Annotated in this window: 22 protein-coding genes and 1 other RNA gene; 13 read left to right on the top strand and 10 right to left on the bottom strand. The window is 31.7% G+C overall.

What is annotated here, in order from left to right:
• The 4 genes from ACIQ16_RS09505 to ACIQ16_RS09490 all read left to right on the top strand — a co-directional run.
• Nucleotides 1–625 (top strand): bacteriorhodopsin (locus ACIQ16_RS09505; protein ID WP_396150948.1); only part of this gene is annotated, 625 nt, incomplete at its 5' end.
• 105 nt (nt 626–730) lie between these two features.
• The gene (locus ACIQ16_RS09500; protein WP_396150945.1) at nt 731–1327 is read left to right on the top strand and encodes a hypothetical protein; all 597 of its coding nucleotides are present in this window, start codon (nt 731–733) and stop codon (nt 1325–1327) included.
• A 105-nt stretch (nt 1328–1432) separates the two neighbouring features.
• Nucleotides 1433–2383 carry an NAD(P)H-dependent flavin oxidoreductase gene (locus tag ACIQ16_RS09495; RefSeq protein ID WP_396150943.1) on the top strand — a complete coding sequence of 317 codons (951 nt, stop codon included), beginning with the start codon at nt 1433–1435 and terminating at the stop codon, nt 2381–2383.
• A 1-nt stretch (nt 2384) separates the two neighbouring features.
• Entirely contained in the window at nt 2385–2897 is a 513-nt protein-coding gene (locus ACIQ16_RS09490; RefSeq protein WP_396150941.1) for a DUF4442 domain-containing protein, read from the top strand.
• Between the two features lie 122 nt (nt 2898–3019).
• Here the strand turns inward: ACIQ16_RS09490 and ACIQ16_RS09485 are convergent, their stop codons facing one another.
• The gene (locus tag ACIQ16_RS09485) at nt 3020–3955 is read right to left on the bottom strand and encodes a malate dehydrogenase (protein WP_396150939.1); all 936 of its coding nucleotides are present in this window, start codon (nt 3953–3955) and stop codon (nt 3020–3022) included.
• Between the two features lie 61 nt (nt 3956–4016).
• Nucleotides 4017–6014: an endonuclease gene (locus ACIQ16_RS09480; protein WP_396150936.1), complete on the bottom strand. Its 1998-nt coding sequence runs from the start codon at nt 6012–6014 to the stop codon at nt 4017–4019.
• Nucleotides 6015–6116: 102 nt separating this feature from the next.
• On the opposite strand from ACIQ16_RS09480, the gene ACIQ16_RS09475 reads away from it, so the two are divergent.
• From ACIQ16_RS09475 to ACIQ16_RS09460, 4 genes are all read left to right on the top strand, one after another.
• A complete protein-coding gene (locus tag ACIQ16_RS09475) occupies nt 6117–8906 on the top strand; it encodes an aminopeptidase (RefSeq protein WP_396150933.1) in 2790 nt (929 codons plus the stop codon).
• 201 nt (nt 8907–9107) lie between these two features.
• The gene (locus tag ACIQ16_RS09470; protein WP_396150931.1) at nt 9108–11510 is read left to right on the top strand and encodes a thiamine pyrophosphate-dependent enzyme; all 2403 of its coding nucleotides are present in this window, start codon (nt 9108–9110) and stop codon (nt 11508–11510) included.
• A 104-nt stretch (nt 11511–11614) separates the two neighbouring features.
• Nucleotides 11615–12454 (top strand): 50S ribosomal protein L11 methyltransferase, encoded by an 840-nt coding sequence (gene prmA, locus ACIQ16_RS09465; RefSeq protein WP_396150928.1) that lies wholly within the window; start codon nt 11615–11617, stop codon nt 12452–12454.
• A 130-nt stretch (nt 12455–12584) separates the two neighbouring features.
• The gene (locus ACIQ16_RS09460) at nt 12585–12860 is read left to right on the top strand and encodes an ATP-dependent Clp protease adaptor ClpS (protein ID WP_396150926.1); all 276 of its coding nucleotides are present in this window, start codon (nt 12585–12587) and stop codon (nt 12858–12860) included.
• A gap of 31 nt (nt 12861–12891) precedes the next feature.
• On the opposite strand, the gene ACIQ16_RS09455 is transcribed toward ACIQ16_RS09460, so the two are convergent.
• The 3 genes from ACIQ16_RS09455 to ACIQ16_RS09445 form a co-directional block, all read right to left on the bottom strand.
• A complete protein-coding gene (locus tag ACIQ16_RS09455) occupies nt 12892–13161 on the bottom strand; it encodes a heavy-metal-associated domain-containing protein (RefSeq protein WP_396150924.1) in 270 nt (89 codons plus the stop codon).
• 75 nt (nt 13162–13236) lie between these two features.
• Nucleotides 13237–13650, bottom strand: coding sequence for a DUF6691 family protein (locus ACIQ16_RS09450; protein WP_396150922.1), 414 nt, complete (start codon nt 13648–13650; stop codon nt 13237–13239).
• A complete protein-coding gene (locus ACIQ16_RS09445; RefSeq protein WP_396150918.1) occupies nt 13647–14216 on the bottom strand; it encodes a YeeE/YedE family protein in 570 nt (189 codons plus the stop codon). The genes ACIQ16_RS09450 and ACIQ16_RS09445 overlap by 4 nt, the downstream gene beginning before the upstream one ends.
• Before the next feature lie 143 nt (nt 14217–14359).
• Between ACIQ16_RS09445 and ACIQ16_RS09440 the strand changes: the two genes are divergently transcribed.
• Genes ACIQ16_RS09440 through ACIQ16_RS09425 form a run of 4 tightly spaced genes read left to right on the top strand, consistent with a single transcriptional unit; the run spans nt 14360 to nt 17043 of the window.
• The gene (locus ACIQ16_RS09440; RefSeq protein WP_396150916.1) at nt 14360–14839 is read left to right on the top strand and encodes a DUF4199 domain-containing protein; all 480 of its coding nucleotides are present in this window, start codon (nt 14360–14362) and stop codon (nt 14837–14839) included.
• A gap of 2 nt (nt 14840–14841) precedes the next feature.
• Nucleotides 14842–15309 (top strand): 2-dehydro-3-deoxyphosphooctonate aldolase, encoded by a 468-nt coding sequence (locus ACIQ16_RS09435; RefSeq protein WP_396150914.1) that lies wholly within the window; start codon nt 14842–14844, stop codon nt 15307–15309.
• A gap of 42 nt (nt 15310–15351) precedes the next feature.
• A complete protein-coding gene (gene kdsA / locus ACIQ16_RS09430; RefSeq protein ID WP_396150912.1) occupies nt 15352–16170 on the top strand; it encodes a 3-deoxy-8-phosphooctulonate synthase in 819 nt (272 codons plus the stop codon).
• Nucleotides 16171–16191: 21 nt separating this feature from the next.
• Nucleotides 16192–17043, top strand: coding sequence for a hypothetical protein (locus ACIQ16_RS09425; protein WP_396150910.1), 852 nt, complete (start codon nt 16192–16194; stop codon nt 17041–17043).
• A 77-nt stretch (nt 17044–17120) separates the two neighbouring features.
• Here ACIQ16_RS09425 and ACIQ16_RS09420 read toward each other — a convergent pair whose 3' ends face one another.
• Nucleotides 17121–18722, bottom strand: coding sequence for an MFS transporter (locus ACIQ16_RS09420; RefSeq protein ID WP_396150908.1), 1602 nt, complete (start codon nt 18720–18722; stop codon nt 17121–17123).
• 187 nt (nt 18723–18909) lie between these two features.
• Nucleotides 18910–20115, bottom strand: a complete 1206-nt coding sequence (locus ACIQ16_RS09415) for an NAD(P)-dependent oxidoreductase (protein ID WP_396150906.1) — start codon at nt 20113–20115, stop codon at nt 18910–18912.
• Between the two features lie 177 nt (nt 20116–20292).
• Here ACIQ16_RS09415 and ssrA point away from each other — a divergent pair.
• Nucleotides 20293–20694: a transfer-messenger RNA gene (gene ssrA / locus ACIQ16_RS09410) on the top strand.
• Nucleotides 20695–20799: 105 nt separating this feature from the next.
• Here ssrA and ACIQ16_RS09405 read toward each other — a convergent pair.
• The 3 genes from ACIQ16_RS09405 to ACIQ16_RS09395 form a co-directional block, all read right to left on the bottom strand.
• Nucleotides 20800–21741 carry a LamG-like jellyroll fold domain-containing protein gene (locus tag ACIQ16_RS09405; RefSeq protein ID WP_396150904.1) on the bottom strand — a complete coding sequence of 314 codons (942 nt, stop codon included), beginning with the start codon at nt 21739–21741 and terminating at the stop codon, nt 20800–20802.
• A gap of 194 nt (nt 21742–21935) precedes the next feature.
• Complete coding sequence (locus tag ACIQ16_RS09400; RefSeq protein ID WP_396150902.1) at nt 21936–22787, bottom strand: EamA family transporter; 852 nt, start codon at nt 22785–22787, stop codon at nt 21936–21938.
• Nucleotides 22787–23007: hypothetical protein (locus tag ACIQ16_RS09395; protein WP_396150900.1), on the bottom strand; the 221-nt coding region annotated here is incomplete at its 5' end. The genes ACIQ16_RS09400 and ACIQ16_RS09395, both read right to left, overlap by 1 nt.

Below are 23007 nucleotides of genomic sequence, written 5' to 3'. Positions count from 1 at the left end.
TTCTGCTTTTTTCTTTTTATCATTAAATCAATTTGATAAAAAATGGCGTACATCTGTTCTGGTTTCTGGATTAATAACATTTATTGCTGCAGTTCACTACTTCTACATGAAAGAATATTGGGCTGAAGTTGGACAATCTCCAACATTTTTTAGATACGTTGACTGGGTTTTAACAGTGCCGTTAATGTGTTTAGAGTTTTTCCTAATCTTAAAAGTTGCAGGTGCAAAAACAGATTTATTATGGAAAATGATCGGTTTATCAGTAGTTATGTTAGTAACTGGGTACTTAGGTGAAACGGTTTACAAAGATTCAGCTGCTTTATGGGGTGGAATTTCAGGATTAGCGTATTTTGTAATTGTTTACGAAATATGGTTAGGATCTGCTTCTAAATTAGCAAAAGCTGCTGGCGGAAACGTATTAGCTGCTCACAAAATCTTATGCTGGTTCGTATTAGTAGGTTGGGCTATCTATCCTTTAGGATACATGATGGGAACAACAGGATGGTACAACTCAATGATTCCTTCAGGAAATATTGATATTGCATACAACATTGCTGATGCTATCAACAAAATTGGATTTGGTTTAGTTATTTATAACTTAGCAGTTCAATCTCAAAAAGACTAATTCTTTTTAAAATATAAATTAAAACCGGTAAGAAAATTCTTACCGGTTTTTTTTATGAAAATTATTTTGTACTTTGGTAACTCCAAAATCTTAAAAATTTTCAAAATGAAAAACGTACTACTTACTTTACTACTACTATTAACTACTGTTAGTTTCGGTCAAAAACCTAAAACACCTGTAAAAGCAACTCCCACAGCTTTAGCCACTTTTGAAAACTTAAAAGCCGAAATTATTACCGAGGGCAGCAAACAAAAATTAGCGATATTACTTGACAATGCTGGAAAAAAGGAAACCATTATCCTTAAAGAAATTACTGCAAAAGACAAAGCACAACTTCCAACTAATTTTAAAATCAAATCGTTTACTGTTGGTAATGTAAAATTATATCACTTTAGTTATACTGAAAATATTTTGACTGAAACCAAATTAAAAAAAGAAAACGCATTAATCACTTCGAATGAAATTTGGGAATTATCTACCACCAAACTAAAAATCTTAGGAAACATTCAAACGGTAAGTCAAATTACAGAAATCGAATTTTTAGATAAAAACAAAACAGCCTCGCAAACGGTTGATAAAACAAGAAGAGAAGGGTTTGAATTTACTTTAACGAAAGATTTCGAAGTACATTTATCTACAAAAACTCAAATAAATAAATATAAGTTCAACGCTGTCACGCGTCGCTACGATCCAAAGAAATAAATTTTAGATTAAAGACTAAAGATAATAGACTTTGTAGTTTACAGAACTGCACTTTTTATATGCACGCCTATTATTTTTTAGTATATTTGAATAAATTTTCCAATCATGTCAAAACCTCAATTAACTGAAATTTTAAATATAAAACACCCTATTATCATGGCGCCTATGTTTTTGGTTTCCAATACTAAAATGGTTATTGAAGGCATGAAAAGCGGTGTAGCAGGTTGTATTCCAGCCTTAAATTATAGAACATTAGAAGAACTACGAAGCGCGATTATAGAACTAAAAAACGCAAAAGAAGAAGGCGGCAGCTTTGGATTTAATTTAATTGTGAATAAATCGAACCTTAAATACAAAGAGCAATTACATGTTTTATGTGAAGAAAAAGTGGATTTTATTTTAACTTCATTAGGTTCACCAGAAGAAACAATTAATCAAGCGCACCAAGTAGGTATAAAAGTATTTTGTGATGTTACTGATTTAAGCTTCGCCAAAAAAGTGGAACGTTTAGGTGCAGATGCATTAGTAGCTGTAAATAATGAAGCAGGAGGACACAGAGGAAATCTTTCACCTGAAGCATTAATCAAACAATTAAACGAAGGCACTTCCCTACCCGTTATTTCCGCTGGTGGTGTAAGTAAAAAATCGGATATAGACAAAATGCTTGCTTATGGTGCAATTGGCGTTTCTGTTGGAAGTCCGTTTATTGCTTCAACAGAAGCTGGCGTTTCGCAAGAATACAAACAAGCTTGTGTAGATTATGGCGCTAAAGACATTATAATGACCGAACGTATTTCAGGCACTCCTTGTTCGGTAATAAATACACCTTATGTTCAAAAAGTAGGTACAAAAACCACTTGGTTAGAACAAGTTTTAAACAAAAACAAAAGTTTAAAAAAATGGGTAAAAATGATTCGTTTTTACATTGGTATGAAAGCTACAGAAAAAGCCGCAACTGAAGTCACCTATAAAACGGTTTGGGTGGCAGGACCAAGTATTGAAAACACGCACGCCATTTTACCTGTTGCAGAAATTATAAAAAAACTAACGGTTTAATATGTACGAAACGCTTTTTACTTTTTTAAATCGATATTTTAAAAAGGCGACTCTTTTTAAAGTTGGTTTTAACCTGTCACCCATGTATAAAAGAAGTTGCGGGAAAATTATTTTTGCTTCTGAAGATTTACATGTGGTAAAAATCAAAATTCCTTTATCATACAAAAATAGAAATTATGTAGGTTCCATATTTGGTGGCAGTTTGTTTGCCGCAACCGATCCAATATATATGATACAATTGATGCAAATTTTAGGAAAAGACTATGTGGTTTGGGATAAAAAAACCGATATCAAATTTAAACGCCCAGCGTATGAACACGCCTTTGCAACGTTTGAATTTACAACTACAGAAATTAACGAAATCATAGAAAAAGTACAAGCTAAAAACGAAATAGATTATACGAAAACCCTTCATATTACGGATAAAAACGGTACTGTTTTCGCGGAATTAGATAAAACGCTATATATTGCTACAAAAGCGTATTATAAAGAGAAAAGGGGTTTGAAAGTTTAACCGCAAAGTTCGCAAGGTTTTTCGCAAAGAACGCAAAGAAAATCTGCCAAATCTGCGTTCCTATTCAAACAAAAAAAGCCTGTAAGAAATTCCTACAGGCTTTATATATAGTTAAAAAGGGTTTATGATAAAACCGCTTTTAAGTCGCCATTCATAGCGCGTACCGCTTCTGCTGATTTTGCAAAAATAGCTTTTTCAGCGTCGTTTAATTGTACGTCAACAATTTCTTGTACTCCGTTTTTACCAATAATACAGGGTACACCTAAACAAATATCTGATTGACCGTATTCACCTTCTAATAAAACAGAACAAGCAATCATTTTATTTTGGTTATTTAAGATAGAATCTACTAAATATGCCACAGAAGCTCCTGGAGCATACCAAGCTGAAGTACCTAATAAACCAGTTAATGTAGCACCACCTACCATAGTGTCAGCCGCAACTTTATCCAATGCTTCTTGAGATAAATAATTAGACACTGGCGCACCATTATAAGAAGCCAAACGTGTTAAAGGAATCATAGTAGTGTCACCGTGACCACCAATAACCATACCTTGTACGTCGTTAGCTGGTTTGTTTAATGCTTTTGATAAATAATATTTGAAACGAGAGCTATCTAAAGCACCACCCATTCCAATAATTCTGTTTTTTGGTAAACCTGTAGCTTTTAAAGTCAAATACGTCATTGTATCCATAGGATTAGACACTACTACGATAATGGTATTAGGTGAAAATTTTAAAATGTTTTCTGCTACAGATTTTACAATTCCAGCATTGATACCAATTAACTCTTCACGAGTCATACCTGGTTTTCTTGGAATTCCAGAAGTAATTACTACTACATCTGAATTAGCTGTTTTTGAATAATCATTTGTTACACCTGATACTTGCGTATTAAATCCTGTAGTCGTAGCACATTGCATAATGTCCATCGCTTTTCCTTCAGCAAATCCTTCTTTAATGTCTAATAAAACTACTTCACTTGCAATTCCTCTGTAAGAAATTACGTCAGCACATGATGCACCTACATTTCCTGCACCTACTATTGTTACTTTCATTGTATAAATTATATTGAGTTGTTATTTTTTACAAAAATATTGATAATGAAACAATTTTACGTTATTTCACGATTATTTTTTTTATGATTTGTTTATCATTTGTGTTAATTTTAACAAAATACATTCCTGCTTGAAAATAAATTGGAATTATTTGGTCTTCATTAACTGTTTTTTCAAAAACTTTTGTTCCCAACACAGAGAAAATTTCAACTTTAGAAAGATTCGTAATACCCGAAACAAAAATATGTTCTGTTGCTGGATTTGGATATACCTTTACATCTGTAGTGTCAAAACTTTCTGAAGCCAATGTCGCAAACCAAGGTTGTCCGTATTGCGAACCAAAAATATAATTCGCCAATAACGGATAATCTATAAATGGATTTCTGTTGTATTGCCACGTTTGAATATAATTGTTTCTATTCATTTCAAAATCGTCTCTCGGATCCGAAAGGTTCCAAGTCAATAAAGTAGCTAAATCACCTATATTCCCGGAAGGATTTGCTCCATTATATTCACTTGGATCGCCATTTACCACATTTAAACCGTTAAAACGAACTGCCATATAAAAGCAAGCTCTTGCTACATCACCACGCCAAGAACCTTGTGTACCCGTTGCTCCGGCATATACTGTAGCTGAATTAACAGTTCCGTAGTTTTTATTATTTCTGGATGAATTTTCTTGTCCGTTAACCGCTCTAATATGATGTGCATCTGAAACACCATCAACAGTTGCAGCGGCACTCGTAGAAGTCCAAACTCCAATTCCATCTGCCGAATCATTATTAGCTACTACAAAACCACCTCTCGATTGACAAAAAATATGCTCTCTATTCCATTTACCTACAATACTCGAACCTTGTTGTTGGTCTATTTTAGACATGGGTTGTTCCAAGTAAATTTCCCATATTTGCCCACTATTCAAAGGATTTTGATCCGAAGTTTTTAAAATTTCCCAAATGTCTGCATAACTATGTAATCGTACCACAGACGGATTCGCAATTATATTTTGCACGGCTTGTTTTAATGCTGCACCAGACAATCCTTCTAAAGATGCATAATAACCTGCTGGTGCAGTACTTGAAACCGTGTTGTAAGTAGGTGCCAAAGGCGTGCCAAAATTTAATATCTGGAAATCCGTATCTGCCACACGTCTTACAATCGAATTATTACTTGAAACCACATTTACGGGTAAACCAGAAATAAAAAGGATAAATTCTTCATCGCCTTCTTCCAAAGTATCATCAATTAAAGTAATTGTTTTTGTAACTGAAGTAGCACCAGAAGGAATGGTTACAATATTAGTAGTATCAAAAGTATAATCTGCAGAATTAAAATTTCCATTATTTAAAGAAATAGAAAAAGTAGTAGTTGCGGTTACTGGCGTATCTGTAGTAAATGTAATAGTAACGGTTTGACCTTCAGTATACGTATTCGCATTAAAAGTGGTAGTCATATAGTTTAAAACAATTCCTGAACCATCATTATTCATTCCTGGTGTGGGTGCTTTTACTTCATACGTACCATCAACTTTTCTTTGAATTGAATGATTGGCCGCATTTGAAGTGGCGTTTTCGTTTACACAAACCGTTACATTTAAAATAGTCATTAATGCGGTTGGTTGTGTAGAAGCGTTATTTGAATACGCAATAGCGTGAACCAAACCCGTGGCTGTTGCAGGAGTATTTAAAGGAAAATCGGTATCATTTGCTTGATACAATGCAATAGCATCGGGTCCGTTTTGAAGCGTAGCATCTAACATAGACAAGGCAGGCGTTGGAGTAAGCAAAACATTACCTACTAAAAAATTTCCATTTACATCTGTAGTATACCCATCTAAATCAATTGCGTTATAACTTAACGTTCCTGCATAAGGACTTGTACTTGAAGCATTAAAAAAAACTAATACATAACCATTTAAAGAAAAATTAGCAGTAGCGGATTTTAATTCAATAAATTCTTTTTGATCTGTAGAAGGGGTATCAGGATCTATTTCATTAATTACGACTTGAGAAAAAGCAATATTGGAAATCAGAAGTAATAAAAATAATTTTATTTTCATTTTATTTTCATTTGAAAAGTTATACAAAATTAGTCATAATTAACGTGTTTTCTTATGATTATTTCCTTTTTTTTAGTAATATTGACTACTTTAAAGATAAAGATGACAAAAATTAGAATCGTATTGTTTATTTTGTTTGCGCTACAATCGTACTCCCAAAATGAGATTACTATTGAAGCGAAACTCCTTGAAAACGGAAAGAAAATTGCTGTTTTTGAAGAAATTACGATTAAAAACACTTCAACTAAATCGCTTACCGAAATTACCTTAAATGATTGGAATCATGCATTTTCTAGTAAAAGTTCTGCATTAGCTAAAAAGTTTTCGGATGAATTTAATAGAAGTTATCACCTTTCCAGTAATAAAGAACGTGGAGGAACCAATATAATTGAAATTACTGATGCAAATAAAAAGTCGTTATCGTATTTCAGAAAACCAAATCAAATCGATATTGTTATCATTCCTCTCGAAAAACCATTGGTAACAGGAGAATTTACAACTATTAAAATAAGTTACGAAATAACGCTGCCAAACTCTAAATTCACAAAGTTTGGCTATTCTGAAAACAAATTGTATTTAAGAAACTGCTTTTTAACGCTTTCTAGATTTCATTCCGAACATCAAAGCGAAGAAAATAGTGATGATTTAACTACAGAATTCACTTCATATAATATTAAATTTCAACACGATAACTTTTTTATCAATTCTGATTTAGAAGTTGAAAAAACATCTGATACTACTTCGAAACTAACTGGAAGTTCTCGTACCAATTTTGCAATTGTATTAGAAAAGAAAAACAGCTACGAAACCATTAAGAATAAAGGAATAACGATTATAAGCAATCTAAAATCTGTTGATTTAACTACATACCAAAGAAATCAAATAATTGAAAAAATTTCAAATTATGTTACAGAAAATTTAGGTAAATCAGAACAAAACAAAATAATGGTTTCGCAAGAAGACTATGATCGAGAAGCGTTTTATGGCTTAAATGAATTACCTTCTTTCATATCACCGTTCAATGATGATTTTGTATTTGAATTGAAATTCTTAAAAACCTATTTAAATAATTATTTAATGGCGAATTTGAAAATTAATTTCAGAAAAGACCATTGGATTTTAGAAGGCATTCAGCATTATTACCTTAAAAAATACATCGACGAAATGTATCCCGAAACTAAAGCTTTTGGAAAATTAGCTCGATTTAAAATACTAAAAAAGTACAAGATAATTTCTATGAATTTTACAGAACAATTCATTTATAATTATTTATTGATGGCGCGAAAAAATATTGATCAACCTGTCGGAACAGATAAAAATACCCAAATAAAATTCAATGAAAGAATAGCAGGAAAGTTTAAATCTGGGCTTTCGCTTCATTATTTGAATGCTTATTTAGGAGAAAATTATGTAGAAAAATCAATTAAACAATATATAGAATTAAATAAATTCAAATATACTGATAATCAAAATTTTAAATCAATTTTAGAAAACAATTCTAAACAAGATTTAAATTGGTTTTTTAAGGAATTAATTTATTCCAGAAATAAAATTGACTACAAAATTATTCACGCCAAAAAAGTAAATGATTCTATAGAAGTAGTGATAAAAAATGTAGGTGATGCTAAAGTGCCAATTTCTATTTCAGGATATCATAAAAATAATTTAGTCAGAAAAAATTGGATAGAAAATCATTCAGATATTTTTAAATTTTCAATAAAAAATGACAGTATCACCAAGTTAATTTTAAACGATACATATGAAATTCCAGAATTAAACAACAATAACAATTCATACAAATTAAATAACCGGTTTTTAGGTAACAGAAAAATTCGATTTACCTTTTTTAAAGACATTGAAAATCCAAAATACAACCAAGTGTTTTTTGTACCCACTACCGAATTTAACTTGTATGACGGCTTATTATTGGGTATGAATTTCAATAACAAATCGGTAATTGACAGACCATTTAATTACGATATTTCGCCAAATTTTTCTTCTAAAACGGGAACACTTGCTGGAGGTGCTGGATTCAGTTTTAACGATATTAACCGCAACAGTACTCACTTTAATACCCGATATGCTGTTTCAGGAACCCGTTTACACTATGCGCCTGATGCCTTTTATACTAAAATTACACCAAGTGTAAATTTCAGATTTAGACATCCAAATTTTAGAAAAAACCAAGGTGAAGGCTTATTAATACGACAGGTATACGTAAACAGAGAAAAATCGAATTTTGTTTCTACAAAAAATTCAGAAAATTATTCCGTGTTTAATGTACGTTACGGTTATGCTAACAGCGAATTAATAGAGCAATTTTCTTACGGAACCGATTTACAAATTTCAAATCGTTTTGGAAAAATATCTGGGCAAATGCAATATCGTAAACTTTTTGAAAATAACAGATTTATCAATTTAAGAGCCTTTGCTGGTTTTTTCACTCATAACGATACCTCTAACGATTTTTTTAGCTTTGGAATTGATAGACCTTCCGACTATTTATTTGATTATGCCTTAATTGGACGTAGTGAAAGTACGGGTTTATTTAGTCGGCAATTTGTAAATGCTGAAGGCGCATTTAAATCAAAATTTGCGACTCGTTTTGCCAACCAATATATTCTATCTGCAAATGCTAGTTTCACGATTTGGGATTGGATAGAAATGTATGGCGATGTTGGAACATTTAAAAACGAAGGATACAAACCGCAATATATCTACGATAGTGGGCTTCGTTTAAATTTAGTTCAAGATTATTTCGAATTGTATTTACCTGTTTATTCCTCTAATGGATTTGAACTTAACGATAAAAATTATGGCGAAAGAATTCGATTCATCATTACTCTGAGCCCAAAAACATTAACCTCTTTATTTACAAGGAGATGGTTTTAAATTTATTTAATTTTCTATAAAATTTGATTTCTTATATTATGATTTTTATGCATTATTCGTAAATAATACTTAATATATTGAAATAAAAATACGTTTTTTACAACCAAACATCAATATTTCTATTCATTATTCATAAAAATAACACGCACGTAGTTCCATTTCGTTTTTTTGTTTAAATTTGTAACATAGCAATGTATTATTATGAGCAAAACTAAAACTGCCGACGTATTATCTTTTGAAGATTTCAAAAAAGAAGTTTTACATGATTTCAAAATCGCAACTGTTAGTCGTGAATGTAGTCTTTTGGGACGAAAAGAAGTACTAACAGGAAAAGCTAAGTTTGGTATCTTTGGAGATGGTAAAGAAGTGCCACAATTGGCCTTAGCCAAAGCCTTCCAAAATGGTGATTTTCGTTCAGGATATTACCGTGACCAAACGTTTATGATGGCTATTGGTGAATTATCAATTGTTCAGTTTTTTGCAGGATTATATGGGCATGCCGATATTAATTTTGATCCGATGAGTGCGGGTCGTCAAATGGGTGGGCATTTTGCTACACATTCCTTAGATGAAAACGGAAATTGGAAAAATTTAACCCAACAAAAAAATTCAAGTGCTGACATCTCACCTACTGCTGGGCAAATGCCTCGTTTATTAGGTTTGGCACAAGCATCAAAAATATATAGAAATGTAACTGAAATTCCTGCAGAAAATAATTTTTCAATACAAGGAAACGAAGTGGCTTGGGGAACAATTGGAAATGCTTCTACTTCAGAGGGGTTGTTTTTTGAAACCATAAATGCTGCTGGAGTTTTACAAGTGCCAATGGTAATGAGTATTTGGGATGACGAATACGGAATTTCTGTTCATGCCAAGTATCAAACTACAAAAGAAAATATATCCGAAATATTAAAAGGATTACAACGTGATGACGCAAACAACGGGTACGAAATTTTCCGTGTGAAAGGTTGGGATTATCCAGCGTTAGTTGACACGTATCAAAAAGCCTCTGAAATTGCTAGAACTGAGCACGTTCCTGTTTTAATTCACGTAAACGAATTGACACAACCGCAAGGCCATTCTACTTCAGGTTCACACGAGCGATACAAAAATGCGGATCGTTTGGCTTGGGAAATAGAATTTGACTGTAATGCACAAATGAAAAAATGGATGATTGAAAACAATATTGCTACTTTAGATGAATTAGACGATATTGAAAAAGCATCTAAAAAAGAAGTTTTAGAAGGTAAAAAAACGGCTTGGGCAAATTATTTATCTGCTATCAAAGAAGACCAAGCGGCAACTGTTGCTATTCTTAATCAAGTCGCACAAAACTCTGAAAATAAAGTTTTTATTGAAAAATATGCGAATGATATCGCGGCGATAAAAGAACCAATTAGAAAAGATTTGTTGGTAGTTGCCAGAAAAGTGCTACGTATGCTTTCCGGTTCTGATAGAGCGACTTTAGCGACTTATATTTCAAATTTTATTGCGCGTATTCAACCTAAATACAGTTCGCATTTACATTCAGAATCCAATCAAAATAGTACTTCAACTACTGAGGTTAAACCAATTTACGATGAAACCGCTGAAGAAGTAGATGCACGTTTAGTGTTAAGAGATAACTTCGATAAAATTTTCACAACGTATCCAGAAACGTTGGTATTTGGTGAAGATGCTGGAAATATTGGGGATGTAAACCAAGGTTTAGAAGGGATGCAAGAAAAATACGGAGAAATGCGTGTTTCAGATGCTGGAATTCGTGAAGCGACTATTTTAGGTCAAGGTATCGGAATGGCTATGCGCGGTTTACGACCGATTGCTGAAATTCAGTATTTAGATTATTTGTTATACGCCATTCAGATTATGAGTGACGATTTGGCCACACTTCAATACAGAACACATGGTCGTCAAAAAGCACCTTTAATTATTAGAACACGCGGACACCGTTTAGAAGGTATTTGGCATTCTGGTTCGCCAATGGGGATGATTATTAACGCCATTCGAGGAATTCACGTTTTGGTACCAAGAAATATGACCAAAGCTGCAGGATTTTATAATACCTTATTAAAAACAGATGAACCTGCTTTAGTAATTGAATGTTTAAATGGCTACCGTTTAAAAGAAAAAATGCCAACCAACTTAGGGGAATTTCAAACGCCAATTGGTGTGGTAGAAACCATCAAAGAAGGAAAAGATATTACATTAGTTTCATACGGTTCTACGTTAAGAATTGTAGAACAAGCCGCAAAAGAATTATTAGAAAACGGAATTGATGCGGAAATTATTGATATTCAAAGTTTATTACCTTTTGATATTTCGCACGATATAGTAAAATCAGTAGCTAAAACTAACCGTTTATTAGTAATTGACGAAGACGTTCCTGGTGGAGCAAGTGCCTTCATTTTACAAGAAATTATCGAAAATCAAAACGCGTACCAACATTTAGATAGCGCACCACAAACCTTAACCGCTAAAGCACACCGCCCAAGTTACGGAACGGATGGTGATTATTTTTCTAAACCAAGTACTGAAGATGTTTTTGAAAAAGTGTACGAAATGATGCACGAAGCAAATACGAGCAAGTTTCCGAAATTATATTAATTAAAATAAACAAGCTTCTATTCCCTTACATTGCTTATATGGTATAATATAAACCATCTGGAATAAAAGGAATGTAAGAAAATACAAGTTTTAAATATATCCAAATGGCTAACACCTACATCGCATACCATTTTACAATTGAACCTATAGAACTGGGTTCACAAATATTAATTGCTCAATTAGAAGATACCGCTTTTGAAAGTTTTGAAGAAACCGAAGAAGGTGTTTCGGCTTACGTTCAAAAAGACGTTTGGTCTGAAAATATTTTAAACGAGATTGAAATTCTTTCGAATGAAAATTTCAAAATTTCTTACACAAACAATGAAATTGAGCCCGTAAATTGGAACGAAGAATGGGAAAAAAACTTCTCTCCTATTGATGTGGACGGAATTTGTCACGTTCGTGCACCATTTCATCCAGCAACAAATGCCAAATATGAAATCGTAATTGAGCCAAAAATGAGTTTTGGAACAGGTCATCACGAAACGACACATATGATGATTCAACATCTATTAGATTTAGACGTTACCAACAAAAAAACCATTGATATGGGTTGCGGAACAGCCATTTTAGCCATTTTAGCTGAAATGAAAGGCGCGCATCCAATTGATGCTGTGGATATCGATAATTGGTGTTATTTAAACTCCATTGAAAATGCTGAACGTAATACTTGCAAACACATATCCGTATACGAAGGCGATGCATCTTGGTTAAATGACGGTCAGAAATACGATGTGTTTATTGCCAACATCAACAGAAACATATTATTAAACGATATGGCGACTTATGTAAACTGTATGAATGATAATGCCGTTTTATTATTAAGCGGATTTTATACAGAAGATTTTGAAGCTATCAATGAATGTTGTGAAAAATTAGGTCTGACTTTTGAATCGAAAAAAGAAAGAAACAATTGGTTAGGTTTGAAATATAGTAAAAATTAATAATTTTGTGGAACCACATAGGTACATAGTTATATAAAACTTAGTTTCTATGTGAACTATTTATAGCAAAGCTACTCAGTAGAAAATAATTCTATGTGGCTATGTGTTTTTAAAAATTAATAGAATAATTATGAGCACATTAACAGAAACATTAGACGAAGTATTAGTTGAAGAAGCCGTTGGTAATAACAACGAAATTGTTTTATATAACGATGATGTAAATACGTTTGATCACGTTATTGAATCTTTAGTGAAAATTTGTAATCATACTTGGGAACAAGCGGAACAATGTGCCATTTTAGTGCACTATAAAGGACAATGTACTGTAAAAACAGGAGAATTACCAAAACTAAAGCCACAATGTGCTTCCTTACAAGATGCAGGTTTAAGTGCTGAAATCATATAAAAAAAATCGACCAATTGGTCGATTTTTTGTTTTAAGATGTTATTTTTCCAAAAGCACAACTTACATAAGATTTGGCTTTTGATGTTAACGAATTCGCTTCACCATCTTCGGGATAACCTATTTCAGCTAACGTATTCTTTACTATCTCTAAAGTATGCGCTGCAGAATATTCAAAAGTAACGGAATTATCTTCCACTTCTATACTAACTTCGGAAACATCATCTAAAGCATTTAATTTTTTTGAAATCGCATTGGCACAACCGCCACATTTCAAGTTTTGTATATGGACTATAGTTTTCATTGTTTTTTATTTTATATCGTAAATTTACAAAAAGTATAACGATAAAAACCTGATAAGTATCACTTTAACAAAAAATTAATGAGGCAATTTATTTTTCAAAATTCCATATATATAAGTACCTAATAGAGCTCCTAACAATACGACGCAAATTGACAAGACACCATTTCCGATTAAAATAAAAATAGGTCCCGGACAACAGCCTACTAATCCCCATCCCAGTCCAAACATCGTACCACCAATAATATATCTGGAATACGAAAAATATTTATCCTGAATTTTTATTTCTGCTCCTTTAAAACCTTGAATTTCTTTCTTTTTTATTAGATAAATTCCTGTTACACCTACAAAAATTGCGGTTCCAATAATACCATACATATGAAAACTTTGAAACATAAACATTTCATAAATTCTGTACCAAGAAACCGCTTCTGCTTTGGTTAATACTATTCCAAAAACGACACCTACAATAAAAAATTTTACTAACTTCATAAGGAACCAAAAATTAAAGGGATTAAAAAATGTGCAGAAATTAATCCGCCCAGAAAAAAGCCAATCACTGCAATTAAAGAAGGTATTTGTAAATTACTCAACCCAGAAATAGCGTGACCAGAGGTACAACCACCTGCATAAGGCGTACCAAAGCCAATTAAAAATCCACCAAATAGCAAAACAAAAAATCCTTTTAATGTAAATGCATTTTCTAGACTAAATAAAGTGTCAGGACCTAATTTACCATTAGGAACATCAATATTTAATTGTTGTAAACTGGCAATTGTTTTCGGATTTATTTGAAGTACACTTGTAGCATCCATTAAAAAATATGAAGCAATAAAGCCCCCAACTATTGCACCCAAGGCAATAGATAAGTTCCATTTTTGTTCCTTCCAATCAAAATTAAAATACTCAATTTTTTTCTTTGGAAATGAAATACTACAAATGGTTCTTAGGTTGGAAGACATGCCGAACGTTTTACCAAAATAGGTTAAAACCAACATAATTAGTCCGATTAAAAAACCAGAAATAGCCCAGTGCCAAGTACCTTGAATTACTTCCATAATTTGTTAAATTGTATTTAATGAATTACTATATTTGTTTCCGATTTTAAGCGCTACTATTTTTAAGAAAATAAGTAGTATTTAAAATCTAAACAGCTGTTTGCTGTCGGAGTATTTTAAACCGTTTTTCAAAGATACAAAAAATGAATAAATTTAAAATAGAATTTAAGTGGGCAATATACTACACTTTTTTAGGAATTATGTGGTTTCAATTAGAAAAATATTTAGGTTTTCATGATACAAACATTGCCAATCATCCTGTATTTACAAATTTAGTATTTATATTAATATTCGGAATTTACATTCTTTTTTTATTTGATAAGAAAAAAAACTTTTTTAATGGCATAATGTCATGGCAACAAGGGTTCCTTTCTGGTGTAATTTTAGCTATTTTCGCGATGATTTTAACACCCTTTGCTTTATATTTTTCATTAAAGTATGTGAATCCTGATTTTTTTACAAACATGATTAACTATTCCGTTTCTAAAGGGATGAAACTAGAAAATGCACAAGCTATGTTTGATATAACCACATATATGATTTTTGCAACTTTTGGAACACTATCTTTTGGTATCATATTTGCAGCTTTAGCAGCATTACTTGTAAAAACTAAAAATAAATAATTATGAGAAAGTTAATCATACTTAGTTTCATTCTTGTACTTTGCGTGTCATGTGTAAGTACAAAAAACACCATTCAAAATATAGATGACACAGCTGTATTACCTAAAATTGTTGCAGGACAATTTGAATTACTGGAAACAACCACCGATTTGCAATACGGATACAGTGAATTTTATCCAATAAATTTAGGTTTTTCTACGTATGAAAACAGCAACAACCAAAACGTGAATCGTTTTTTTAATAGCTTTACGGGTGCAAACGGCGAAAAAGTAACCTATCAACTTTTAGAAACATGTTGTCCGTTTCCTTCTAAACACAATAAGATGGGAGCTGGAACTTTAGTTTTATATGAAATCTATTTAGACGGAAAAGCATCCAATAAAAAAATATACATCAATACTTTTGAAAAAGGCAAAATAATGTGTCCAAAAGGATTCATAATTAAAAAAAGTGAAACTTCTGGTAACTAAAACGCGAACCTTTGTTATCTTTGCACCTTAAAATTCAACAACATGAACTTAGATCATATTCCACAAATTAAACATACAAAAAGCGGTAATTTTTTCGTTTTAGCTGGACCTTGCGCCATTGAAGGCGAAGAAATGGCGTTACGAATAGCTGAAAAATTAGTTGCTATTACAGATAATTTACAAATTCCATTTGTTTTCAAAGGAAGTTTCAAAAAAGCAAATCGTTCAAGAATTGATAGTTTTTCTGGTATTGGTGATGAAAAAGCATTAAAAATACTTGAAAAAGTTTCAAAAGAATTTGGTGTACCTACTGTCACGGATATTCATACCAACGAAGATGCTGCAATGGCGGCTGCTTATGTGGATATCTTGCAAATTCCTGCATTTTTAGTTCGTCAAACGGATTTAGTTGTAGCTGCTGCTAAAACAGGTAAAACAGTAAATTTAAAAAAAGGACAATTTATGAGTCCGGAAAGCATGAAACACGCAGCTCAAAAAGTAAAAGATTGTGGTAACGATAACTTTATGATTACCGATAGAGGTACCATGTTTGGTTATCAAGATATGATTGTAGATTTTAGAGGTATTCCAACTATGAAAGAATTTGGGACTACTGTTTTAGATGTAACGCATTCTTTACAACAGCCCAATCAAACTAGTGGTGTAACTGGAGGACGACCAGATATGATTGAAACTATCGCCAAAGCAGGAATTGTAACAGGTGTAGATGGAATTTTTATTGAAACCCATTTTGATCCAGCAAATGCTAAAAGTGATGGTGCAAACATGTTGCATTTAGACTATTTTGAAGGTTTAATGACCAAGTTAGTTGCCATCAGACAAACTATAAACAAATTTTAATACACCATACAAAATCCCCAAATGAAAAAAATTTTAACGCTTGTTATTGCTTTACTTACGATAACAAGTTTTGCACAAACTGAAAACTTAGTTGATTTACCTATTCAAAAAGAAAAATATACCGCACATAATAAAGGAAAATTCTTTTTTTACTGGGGAGGTAACAGAGCCTACTACTCTACTTCAGATATTCGATTTACAGGTGCTGATTACGATTTTACATTAAATGACGTAACGGCGCACGACAGACCAAAAGGGTATCATATAGATTTTATAAATCCTTCAAGAATGACAATTCCTCAAACTAATTTTAGAATGGGTTATTTTTTTAATGACCATTACAATATTTCAATAGGATGGGATCATATGAAGTATGTAATGTATCAAGATAAAATAGTAAGTTACACTGGAAATTATCCAAATGAAGGCACTTTTGATGAAAGTTTGCCAGGAAATGAGGTGCTACTTACCGACAAATTTTTAACATTTGAACATACAGATGGGTTAAATTATATTCATCCTGAAATTACGCGGGTGGATGACATTTCAAAATGGTTTAATTTACCAAATACAGATAAATTTCAAATCAATTTATCAGAAGGATTTGGTGCTGGCGTTTTATTACCCAAAACCAATACAAAATTATTTGACAAAGAAAGATACGATGAGTTTCACTTATCCGGATTCGGTATTTCAGCAAAAGCGGGATTGACCTTTACGTTTTTCAAACATTATTTCATTCAAACCGAATTAAAAACGGGTTATATTGAAATGAATGATATTAGAACCACATACAGTACAGCAGACAAAGCCCAACAAAACTTTTGGTTTTTACAAAGTATGATTGCCTTTGGTGGGATATTTAAAATTTAAATTACAAAATATCAATAAAAAAAGTCCGTCAGAGTTTGAATTCTGGCGGACTTTTTTTATGTTGAAAATGAATAAGTTTAATGACCTCCTTCAGATTCAATGGTATCAATATTAATATTTTGATTTTTTAATGACTTTTTAATTAATAATGTTAAAATCAATAATCCAGCAAAACAAAAAGCAGCAATCAAATAAGAAAAATGTATATCCCATGAATCTCCAATTGCTCCTTGGAATGGAGGAATAATAGCACCTCCTAAAATCATAGTAATTAAAAAAGCTGAACCTTGACTTGTATGTTTTCCTAATCCTGTAACTGATAAAGCAAAAATACAAGGCCACATAACAGAGCAAAACAATCCGCCTGAGATAAATGCGAAAACAGAAACTATCCCAGTTGTAAATGTACCAATTAGCATTGAAACAATTGCTAATGTGCTAACATAAATCATTGTTTTAACAGGCTTTTCATTTGACATTAAAAAAGCAACTATTCCAATTAAAATAACAATTGAATAACTATATAAGTCTGAAATATCTGTACCTTTTAACGAGTTTGCATACAAAATAATACCAAAAGCTATAAAAGGTACGATTACAGTAGCGATTATTTTTGGGATTCTACTTAATTGAAAAACACTTATTGCCCCTATCCATCTTCCAATCATTAAACTTCCCCAATATAAAGAAATGTATTTAGAAATTTGCGCATCGTTTAATCCATCTGGTGTTAAATAACCTGGTGTTTTTAATAAAGCGCCAAAATTATTATCAATTGATACTTCAACTCCAACATAAACAAAAATAGCAATCATACCATATACTAATTGAGGATATTTCATTGCACCCCAACCTTCCGAATTTTTTAGAGCAAGTTTATTTGAATATATTAAAATACCAAGAATAGATAGTAATAAAAGCATCAATAATATTGTTTTAGAGACTGATGTCACATTTCCGATTAATATTAAACCTAAAATAGCTATAGTAATGGCAATTAAGGCTTTACTGGCATTTGGTGAATTCTCAATTGACTCATCATTTTTTCCAGAAGGCAATTTGGAAAAAGTAAATATTAATGCAACGAACAAAAACACCCCAGCTAAAATTAAATACAAAGTATTTATGTTTGATGGTGATGGTTCTACTTCAGAAGTTAAACTCCCAAATAAAAAATAACTTACAATTATAGGTCCAACAGTTGTTCCTAATGAATTAATTCCACCTGCAAAATTCAACCTATGAGCACCAGTTGTTTCATCTCCTAAAGAAATTGCAAAAGGTTGAGCTGCGGTTTGTTGAAGTGAAAAACCTAAAGCAACAATAAACAATGACAATAACATTAAACCAAAAGAATTCACATTTGTACTTGGTATCATTATTAGAGCTCCAACAATAGAAATAAATAATCCAATTATAATGGCTTTTTTATAACCAACTTTATTTACAATATCATATTTTAAAAATGCAGAACCTAAATATAAAATTAATGAACCTATAAAATATGCACCAAAAAAAGCTGAACCAAGTAATTGAGATTCAAAATTTGTAAGCTTAAAATGATTTTGACAAAAAGGAATTAATATTCCATTTGATGCGGCAACAAAGCCCCAAAAAAAGAATACCGTTACAAGAGTCAATAAAGCTGGGTAATTTGTTTGTTTATTTTCTGTGTTCATAAAAGTAGTTTGTTATATTAATAGTTTTTAGTTTAGTTAATTGCTAAATAACAAAATATTATGTCATTAAATTATAAAAACAGGAATTAATTTTTAACGAAAACGTTATAGTTGTGTTTTTGTATAGTTACTATTAAATGTAGTTGTTAAAATTAATTAATGAACTTATAAAAAAGTGCGGTATAAACTAGTTTTGGTTATTTAAATAATCCTGCAAATACGCAAATCGCGGAGTTAGTTTTCCGTTTTCAGTAATTTTTGCCCTGCTCAAAACGCCTGACGCATCTTCATTAAAAAAAGCAGGAATAACATGTTCTAAAAACATTTGACCGAAACCTTCACTGGCATCTTTTGGTAATTCACAAGGCAAATTATCTACTGCCATTACTACAATTGCACTTGGATGAAACATATCTACTTCTTTATGTTCACTAGGTAAATAGCCATAATTTGGATTAGCAATAGTACTGGCGCGTAACGTACAGGCTATTGGACCGTCGATGTCACAAGAAATATCAGCAACCACTTTAATTTTACAATTAGGAGCGGCTAACATGTCTTGTGTTAAAATTTCTGGAGCACCATTTCCGTAAAAATGTCCTGCCATAAAAATATCAGAAACTTTAGTAAAACGTTCAAAATTAGAAGTGAAATGTTCTGGATTCGAATAAAATTCTGCTTTATTAAATTCAATACAGGATTGATGACGATTATAATCTTGAACATCAATCATTGTATATACAGGATAAGTATACGTTTTTGATAAATAGTCTGATACAGAAACTTCTTTGATTTTCATGCCATCTAACATTTCCTTGGCACCAAATGCCACTTTGCCTTTTCCTGATAAGACAATTTTTATTGGCGGTAAAAAAGGTTTCTTAAGTTGCGAAATCAAAGCGTCTTGATTGGCTAGTGTTTCTGCTTTTGGTAATGAAAAAAGCTCAAATTTTAATCCGAAAGCTCTAATTCCGTTATACGCACCTACAATTCCAGCGTATCTTCCAAAACCAATTAATCGCGTATTTTTTTCATTAACTACTGTTTCGTGGTCGTACAAATCGATATTTTTATCTATACACGCTTGCAATAACTTTCTATTATAAGTTTGTTTTTTAATCGTATGAGAAAAGAAAAAATATTTTTTATTTGGTATTAATGCTTCAACAGGAACTTCCTTTACACCAAGCAACACATCACAATCATCCATATTTTCTGAAACTTCAAATCCATTTTCTATATATTCGGCATCCGTAAATACTCTTATATCCGAAGATTCTATTTTAAAGTCAGCATTTGGAAACTGTTTTTTTACAAGTAAAAGTTCTGAAGGTGAGAACACTACTCTTCTATCTGGAGGATTTTTCCTTTCTTTAATTATTCCGAATTTCATTTTATTTGGGTTTAGGGCTTTTTGTATTTTTTTAACACAATTTACTTGTATTACTTTACAAATATAACATTTTTGATTTTGAGTATAAAACTTTTCTGCTTGAAAAATTTATTGTAATTTTGCCATCCATATGATTTGAAGGTATAGTATACAAGACTTGAAATATCAAATGAATATGGGGTCGACTGGTTTTGACAGCAAGTGGCACTAATTAGTAAGCATGTCGAGCATTGTATTTTTGGCTCGTTAATATCAATGATACACACTTTTTAAACGGCGAAAATACTTACGCTTTAGCTGCATAATCCGAATTATAGTACGATAATGCCATGTCCCAACCAGGTTGGGAAGCTGGATTTCTCTCAAAAGCCTTGGTTTGTGGCGGTTGATCAAGAGGAATGGTAAAAATAAACCTAGGAATGGTAAAACTTTAAATCCGCTCTGACAATAATAAAGTTAAGCAAATAGTGGCTGTTTTTGGCCAAGCTATTTTGTCGAAAATCTAAACAAAAACTAAACATGTAGAACGCTTTTTGATGGCTTGTTTGGACGAGAGTTCGATTCTCTCCGACTCCACTAACATAAAAAGACCTCATATTTTCATAAGAGGTCTTTTTATTTTTATAAATTTAGACTACTACTAAAATCGTCTGTAAAAGAAATAGATCTAAATTAAACCAAAAATTAATTCTTTATAAATTTCACAGGAGAACCTCCCTCAATTTTTAAGAAATACATACCGGTCTTCAATGTAGCAATTGAAATTTCGGAAGAAGTGGCTGTAATCGTTTGAGTGCTTACCGTTCTTCCCAATTCATCAATAATTTGATATGTTTTTCCAATGTTTTGGGCGTCAACTTCCAATTGAAGCATAGTTGTAGCCGGGTTTGGAAATACATATGCTTTAGAAGCAGAAAAATCATTCAATCCTAAAGCGCTTTGATATAATATGGCTACTTCATTGGGTGTTATTGCTCGGTTCCATATACCAATGTCATCCAAACTACCCGCAAAATAATCTCCTGAAACCCCGCGACCAACCCAGAACGGAAGAGCAGCTTGGCTCACACTCGTATGTGTGTTTGTGGTAGTACCCTGCAAAACACCATTTCTGTAAAACGTCATCGTATTTCCAGAATAAACACCTACATAATGTTCCCATTGATTGAGTACATAATTAGTTGTTGCATTGGTCCAAAACCAGGCAGACTGTTGTTTGTTGGTTCCAAAAATTGCCTTAGTTGCATTACATTGAACCAACCATATGAAATTCAAACTGGCTGTACTTCCACTCATAATAGCAACGCCAGCGGTATTATTTGCTTTTTTAATCCAAATAGAGACTGAAAAATTTCCTGCTTGCGTAAAGGTGCTCCCGAAACTCGTTCTCGTTAAATAACTCGAAGTACCATTAAAAGAATATGCTGAATTTGCATTTCCAAATCGATCGGTTGTTGCAGTTAAATTAAAAGGTGTTAATGTGTTTCCATTACTTGTTGCGTCTGTTGCATCAGTCATACCCCACCAAGCAAGTAAGCCATTGGTAGGTACATAAGCTGGCGGTTGGGCAAAAACAAAAAAGACACAAAAAGAAAAGAGTACTGTAAAGTAGTTTTTTAAGTTCATAAACAGTTGGTTTTAAAGTTACTATATACAAACTTAGTAAATTTAAAATTCTATTCATAAAATGAGTCAATATTTTTTAAATTATCTTGTAAAAAAGAGTAGAATTAAAAAAAGTTAGGAAATGTCTGTCTTGTCCCAAATAACTATACACAAAAACAGTGTTATACAAAATTAAAAACAAATACTTTACTTTTCTAAACAGAATAATAATGTAAAATAAATGCGCCTGTAGCAATGATTAAAATTGCCATTCCGTTTTTAACCGTAAGTTGCTCACGAAATATAAACGTAGATAATAAGATAGTAGTTAACGGACTTGCCAAAAACAAGACACTTGAAACAACAGGATTCGTAATTTTCAATCCTAAAAAACTAAAAAGTAAGGCAAGAAAGATAATAAGCGCCATTAGCACAACTCTAAAAAAATAATTTTTACAAACTTCTTTAATTTTTATTGTTTTAAACTTAAATATAGTTAAGATAAAAGCAGTAATAAAAACAACTATCTCCTGATTGGAAATAATTAATAATGGCGGAATGTCACTTTTTAAATTTTTCCAATGCACTAATGAAGATATTGAAAAACTTATTGTCATTAAAAGCAATAAGGCATGTTGTTTTATAGTGATTTTTATGTGAGCTTCTTTATTGGAGTATATATAAAAAATAAAACCCATAAGTATTAAAATCAATCCAAAAATAGATTGCGTAAACACAACTTTCTCAAAAAACCATAAATACAGGGAAGTAAAAACTATACCCAATAAATTATAAATACCCAACCATTGTAAAGAGGCTTTTTGGATTACAGAAAGCATAGAAAACAAGCCAATTACGCCAAAAACAGAGCCGGTTGTAATTCGTAAAATCAATTGAGTACTTACAACTGTTTCGTTATGAAAATAAAAAAAAAGACTTAATGCAATAGTACTTGTAAAAAAAGCACGGTACACAACCAAAAATGATACTGGTAGTTTTTCTAGATTTTTTTTCCACAAAACATTATTAAATGAAAATAATAATATGGATAGTAATATGTACAACATTAATTTAAAATATTTAATAAACCATTTGAATGCATCGGTTTTATTGTAGACAAGTTACTAATTTTTAGCGATTTAATTTTTGTGTCATAAAGCGTATTAATCTTCTGTTCTAGTTGCACTAAATTAAGTTGTTGAACAACTTCAATAAAGGTTTCATAAACTATATTTATCTCAATAATTAAATTGGATTTATTAAATTCATTTTCAATAAAATAATATA

The sequence above is a fragment of the Flavobacterium sp. genome (genome assembly GCF_044360715.1).
GTDB lineage: Bacteria > Bacteroidota > Bacteroidia > Flavobacteriales > Flavobacteriaceae > Flavobacterium.
Note: the sequence above shows the minus strand (reverse complement) of the source record. Positions and strands in the feature narration are given on the sequence as shown.

What these genes read in the sequence shown, in the direction of transcription:
- ACIQ16_RS09500 (WP_396150945.1), top strand. Translation starts at nt 731, where the DNA reads ATGAAAAACGTACTACTTACTTTACTACTACTATTAACTACTGTTAGT.
- ACIQ16_RS09495 (WP_396150943.1), top strand. Translation starts at nt 1,433, where the DNA reads ATGTCAAAACCTCAATTAACTGAAATTTTAAATATAAAACACCCTATT.
- ACIQ16_RS09490 (WP_396150941.1), top strand. Translation starts at nt 2,385, where the DNA reads ATGTACGAAACGCTTTTTACTTTTTTAAATCGATATTTTAAAAAGGCG.
- ACIQ16_RS09485 (WP_396150939.1), bottom strand. Translation starts at nt 3,955, where the DNA reads ATGAAAGTAACAATAGTAGGTGCAGGAAATGTAGGTGCATCATGTGCT.
- ACIQ16_RS09480 (WP_396150936.1), bottom strand. Translation starts at nt 6,014, where the DNA reads ATGAAAATAAAATTATTTTTATTACTTCTGATTTCCAATATTGCTTTT.
- ACIQ16_RS09475 (WP_396150933.1), top strand. Translation starts at nt 6,117, where the DNA reads ATGACAAAAATTAGAATCGTATTGTTTATTTTGTTTGCGCTACAATCG.
- ACIQ16_RS09470 (WP_396150931.1), top strand. Translation starts at nt 9,108, where the DNA reads ATGAGCAAAACTAAAACTGCCGACGTATTATCTTTTGAAGATTTCAAA.
- prmA (WP_396150928.1), top strand. Translation starts at nt 11,615, where the DNA reads ATGGCTAACACCTACATCGCATACCATTTTACAATTGAACCTATAGAA.
- ACIQ16_RS09460 (WP_396150926.1), top strand. Translation starts at nt 12,585, where the DNA reads ATGAGCACATTAACAGAAACATTAGACGAAGTATTAGTTGAAGAAGCC.
- ACIQ16_RS09455 (WP_396150924.1), bottom strand. Translation starts at nt 13,161, where the DNA reads ATGAAAACTATAGTCCATATACAAAACTTGAAATGTGGCGGTTGTGCC.
- ACIQ16_RS09450 (WP_396150922.1), bottom strand. Translation starts at nt 13,650, where the DNA reads ATGAAGTTAGTAAAATTTTTTATTGTAGGTGTCGTTTTTGGAATAGTA.
- ACIQ16_RS09445 (WP_396150918.1), bottom strand. Translation starts at nt 14,216, where the DNA reads ATGGAAGTAATTCAAGGTACTTGGCACTGGGCTATTTCTGGTTTTTTA.
- ACIQ16_RS09440 (WP_396150916.1), top strand. Translation starts at nt 14,360, where the DNA reads ATGAATAAATTTAAAATAGAATTTAAGTGGGCAATATACTACACTTTT.
- ACIQ16_RS09435 (WP_396150914.1), top strand. Translation starts at nt 14,842, where the DNA reads ATGAGAAAGTTAATCATACTTAGTTTCATTCTTGTACTTTGCGTGTCA.
- kdsA (WP_396150912.1), top strand. Translation starts at nt 15,352, where the DNA reads ATGAACTTAGATCATATTCCACAAATTAAACATACAAAAAGCGGTAAT.
- ACIQ16_RS09425 (WP_396150910.1), top strand. Translation starts at nt 16,192, where the DNA reads ATGAAAAAAATTTTAACGCTTGTTATTGCTTTACTTACGATAACAAGT.
- ACIQ16_RS09420 (WP_396150908.1), bottom strand. Translation starts at nt 18,722, where the DNA reads ATGAACACAGAAAATAAACAAACAAATTACCCAGCTTTATTGACTCTT.
- ACIQ16_RS09415 (WP_396150906.1), bottom strand. Translation starts at nt 20,115, where the DNA reads ATGAAATTCGGAATAATTAAAGAAAGGAAAAATCCTCCAGATAGAAGA.
- ACIQ16_RS09405 (WP_396150904.1), bottom strand. Translation starts at nt 21,741, where the DNA reads ATGAACTTAAAAAACTACTTTACAGTACTCTTTTCTTTTTGTGTCTTT.
- ACIQ16_RS09400 (WP_396150902.1), bottom strand. Translation starts at nt 22,787, where the DNA reads ATGTTGTACATATTACTATCCATATTATTATTTTCATTTAATAATGTT.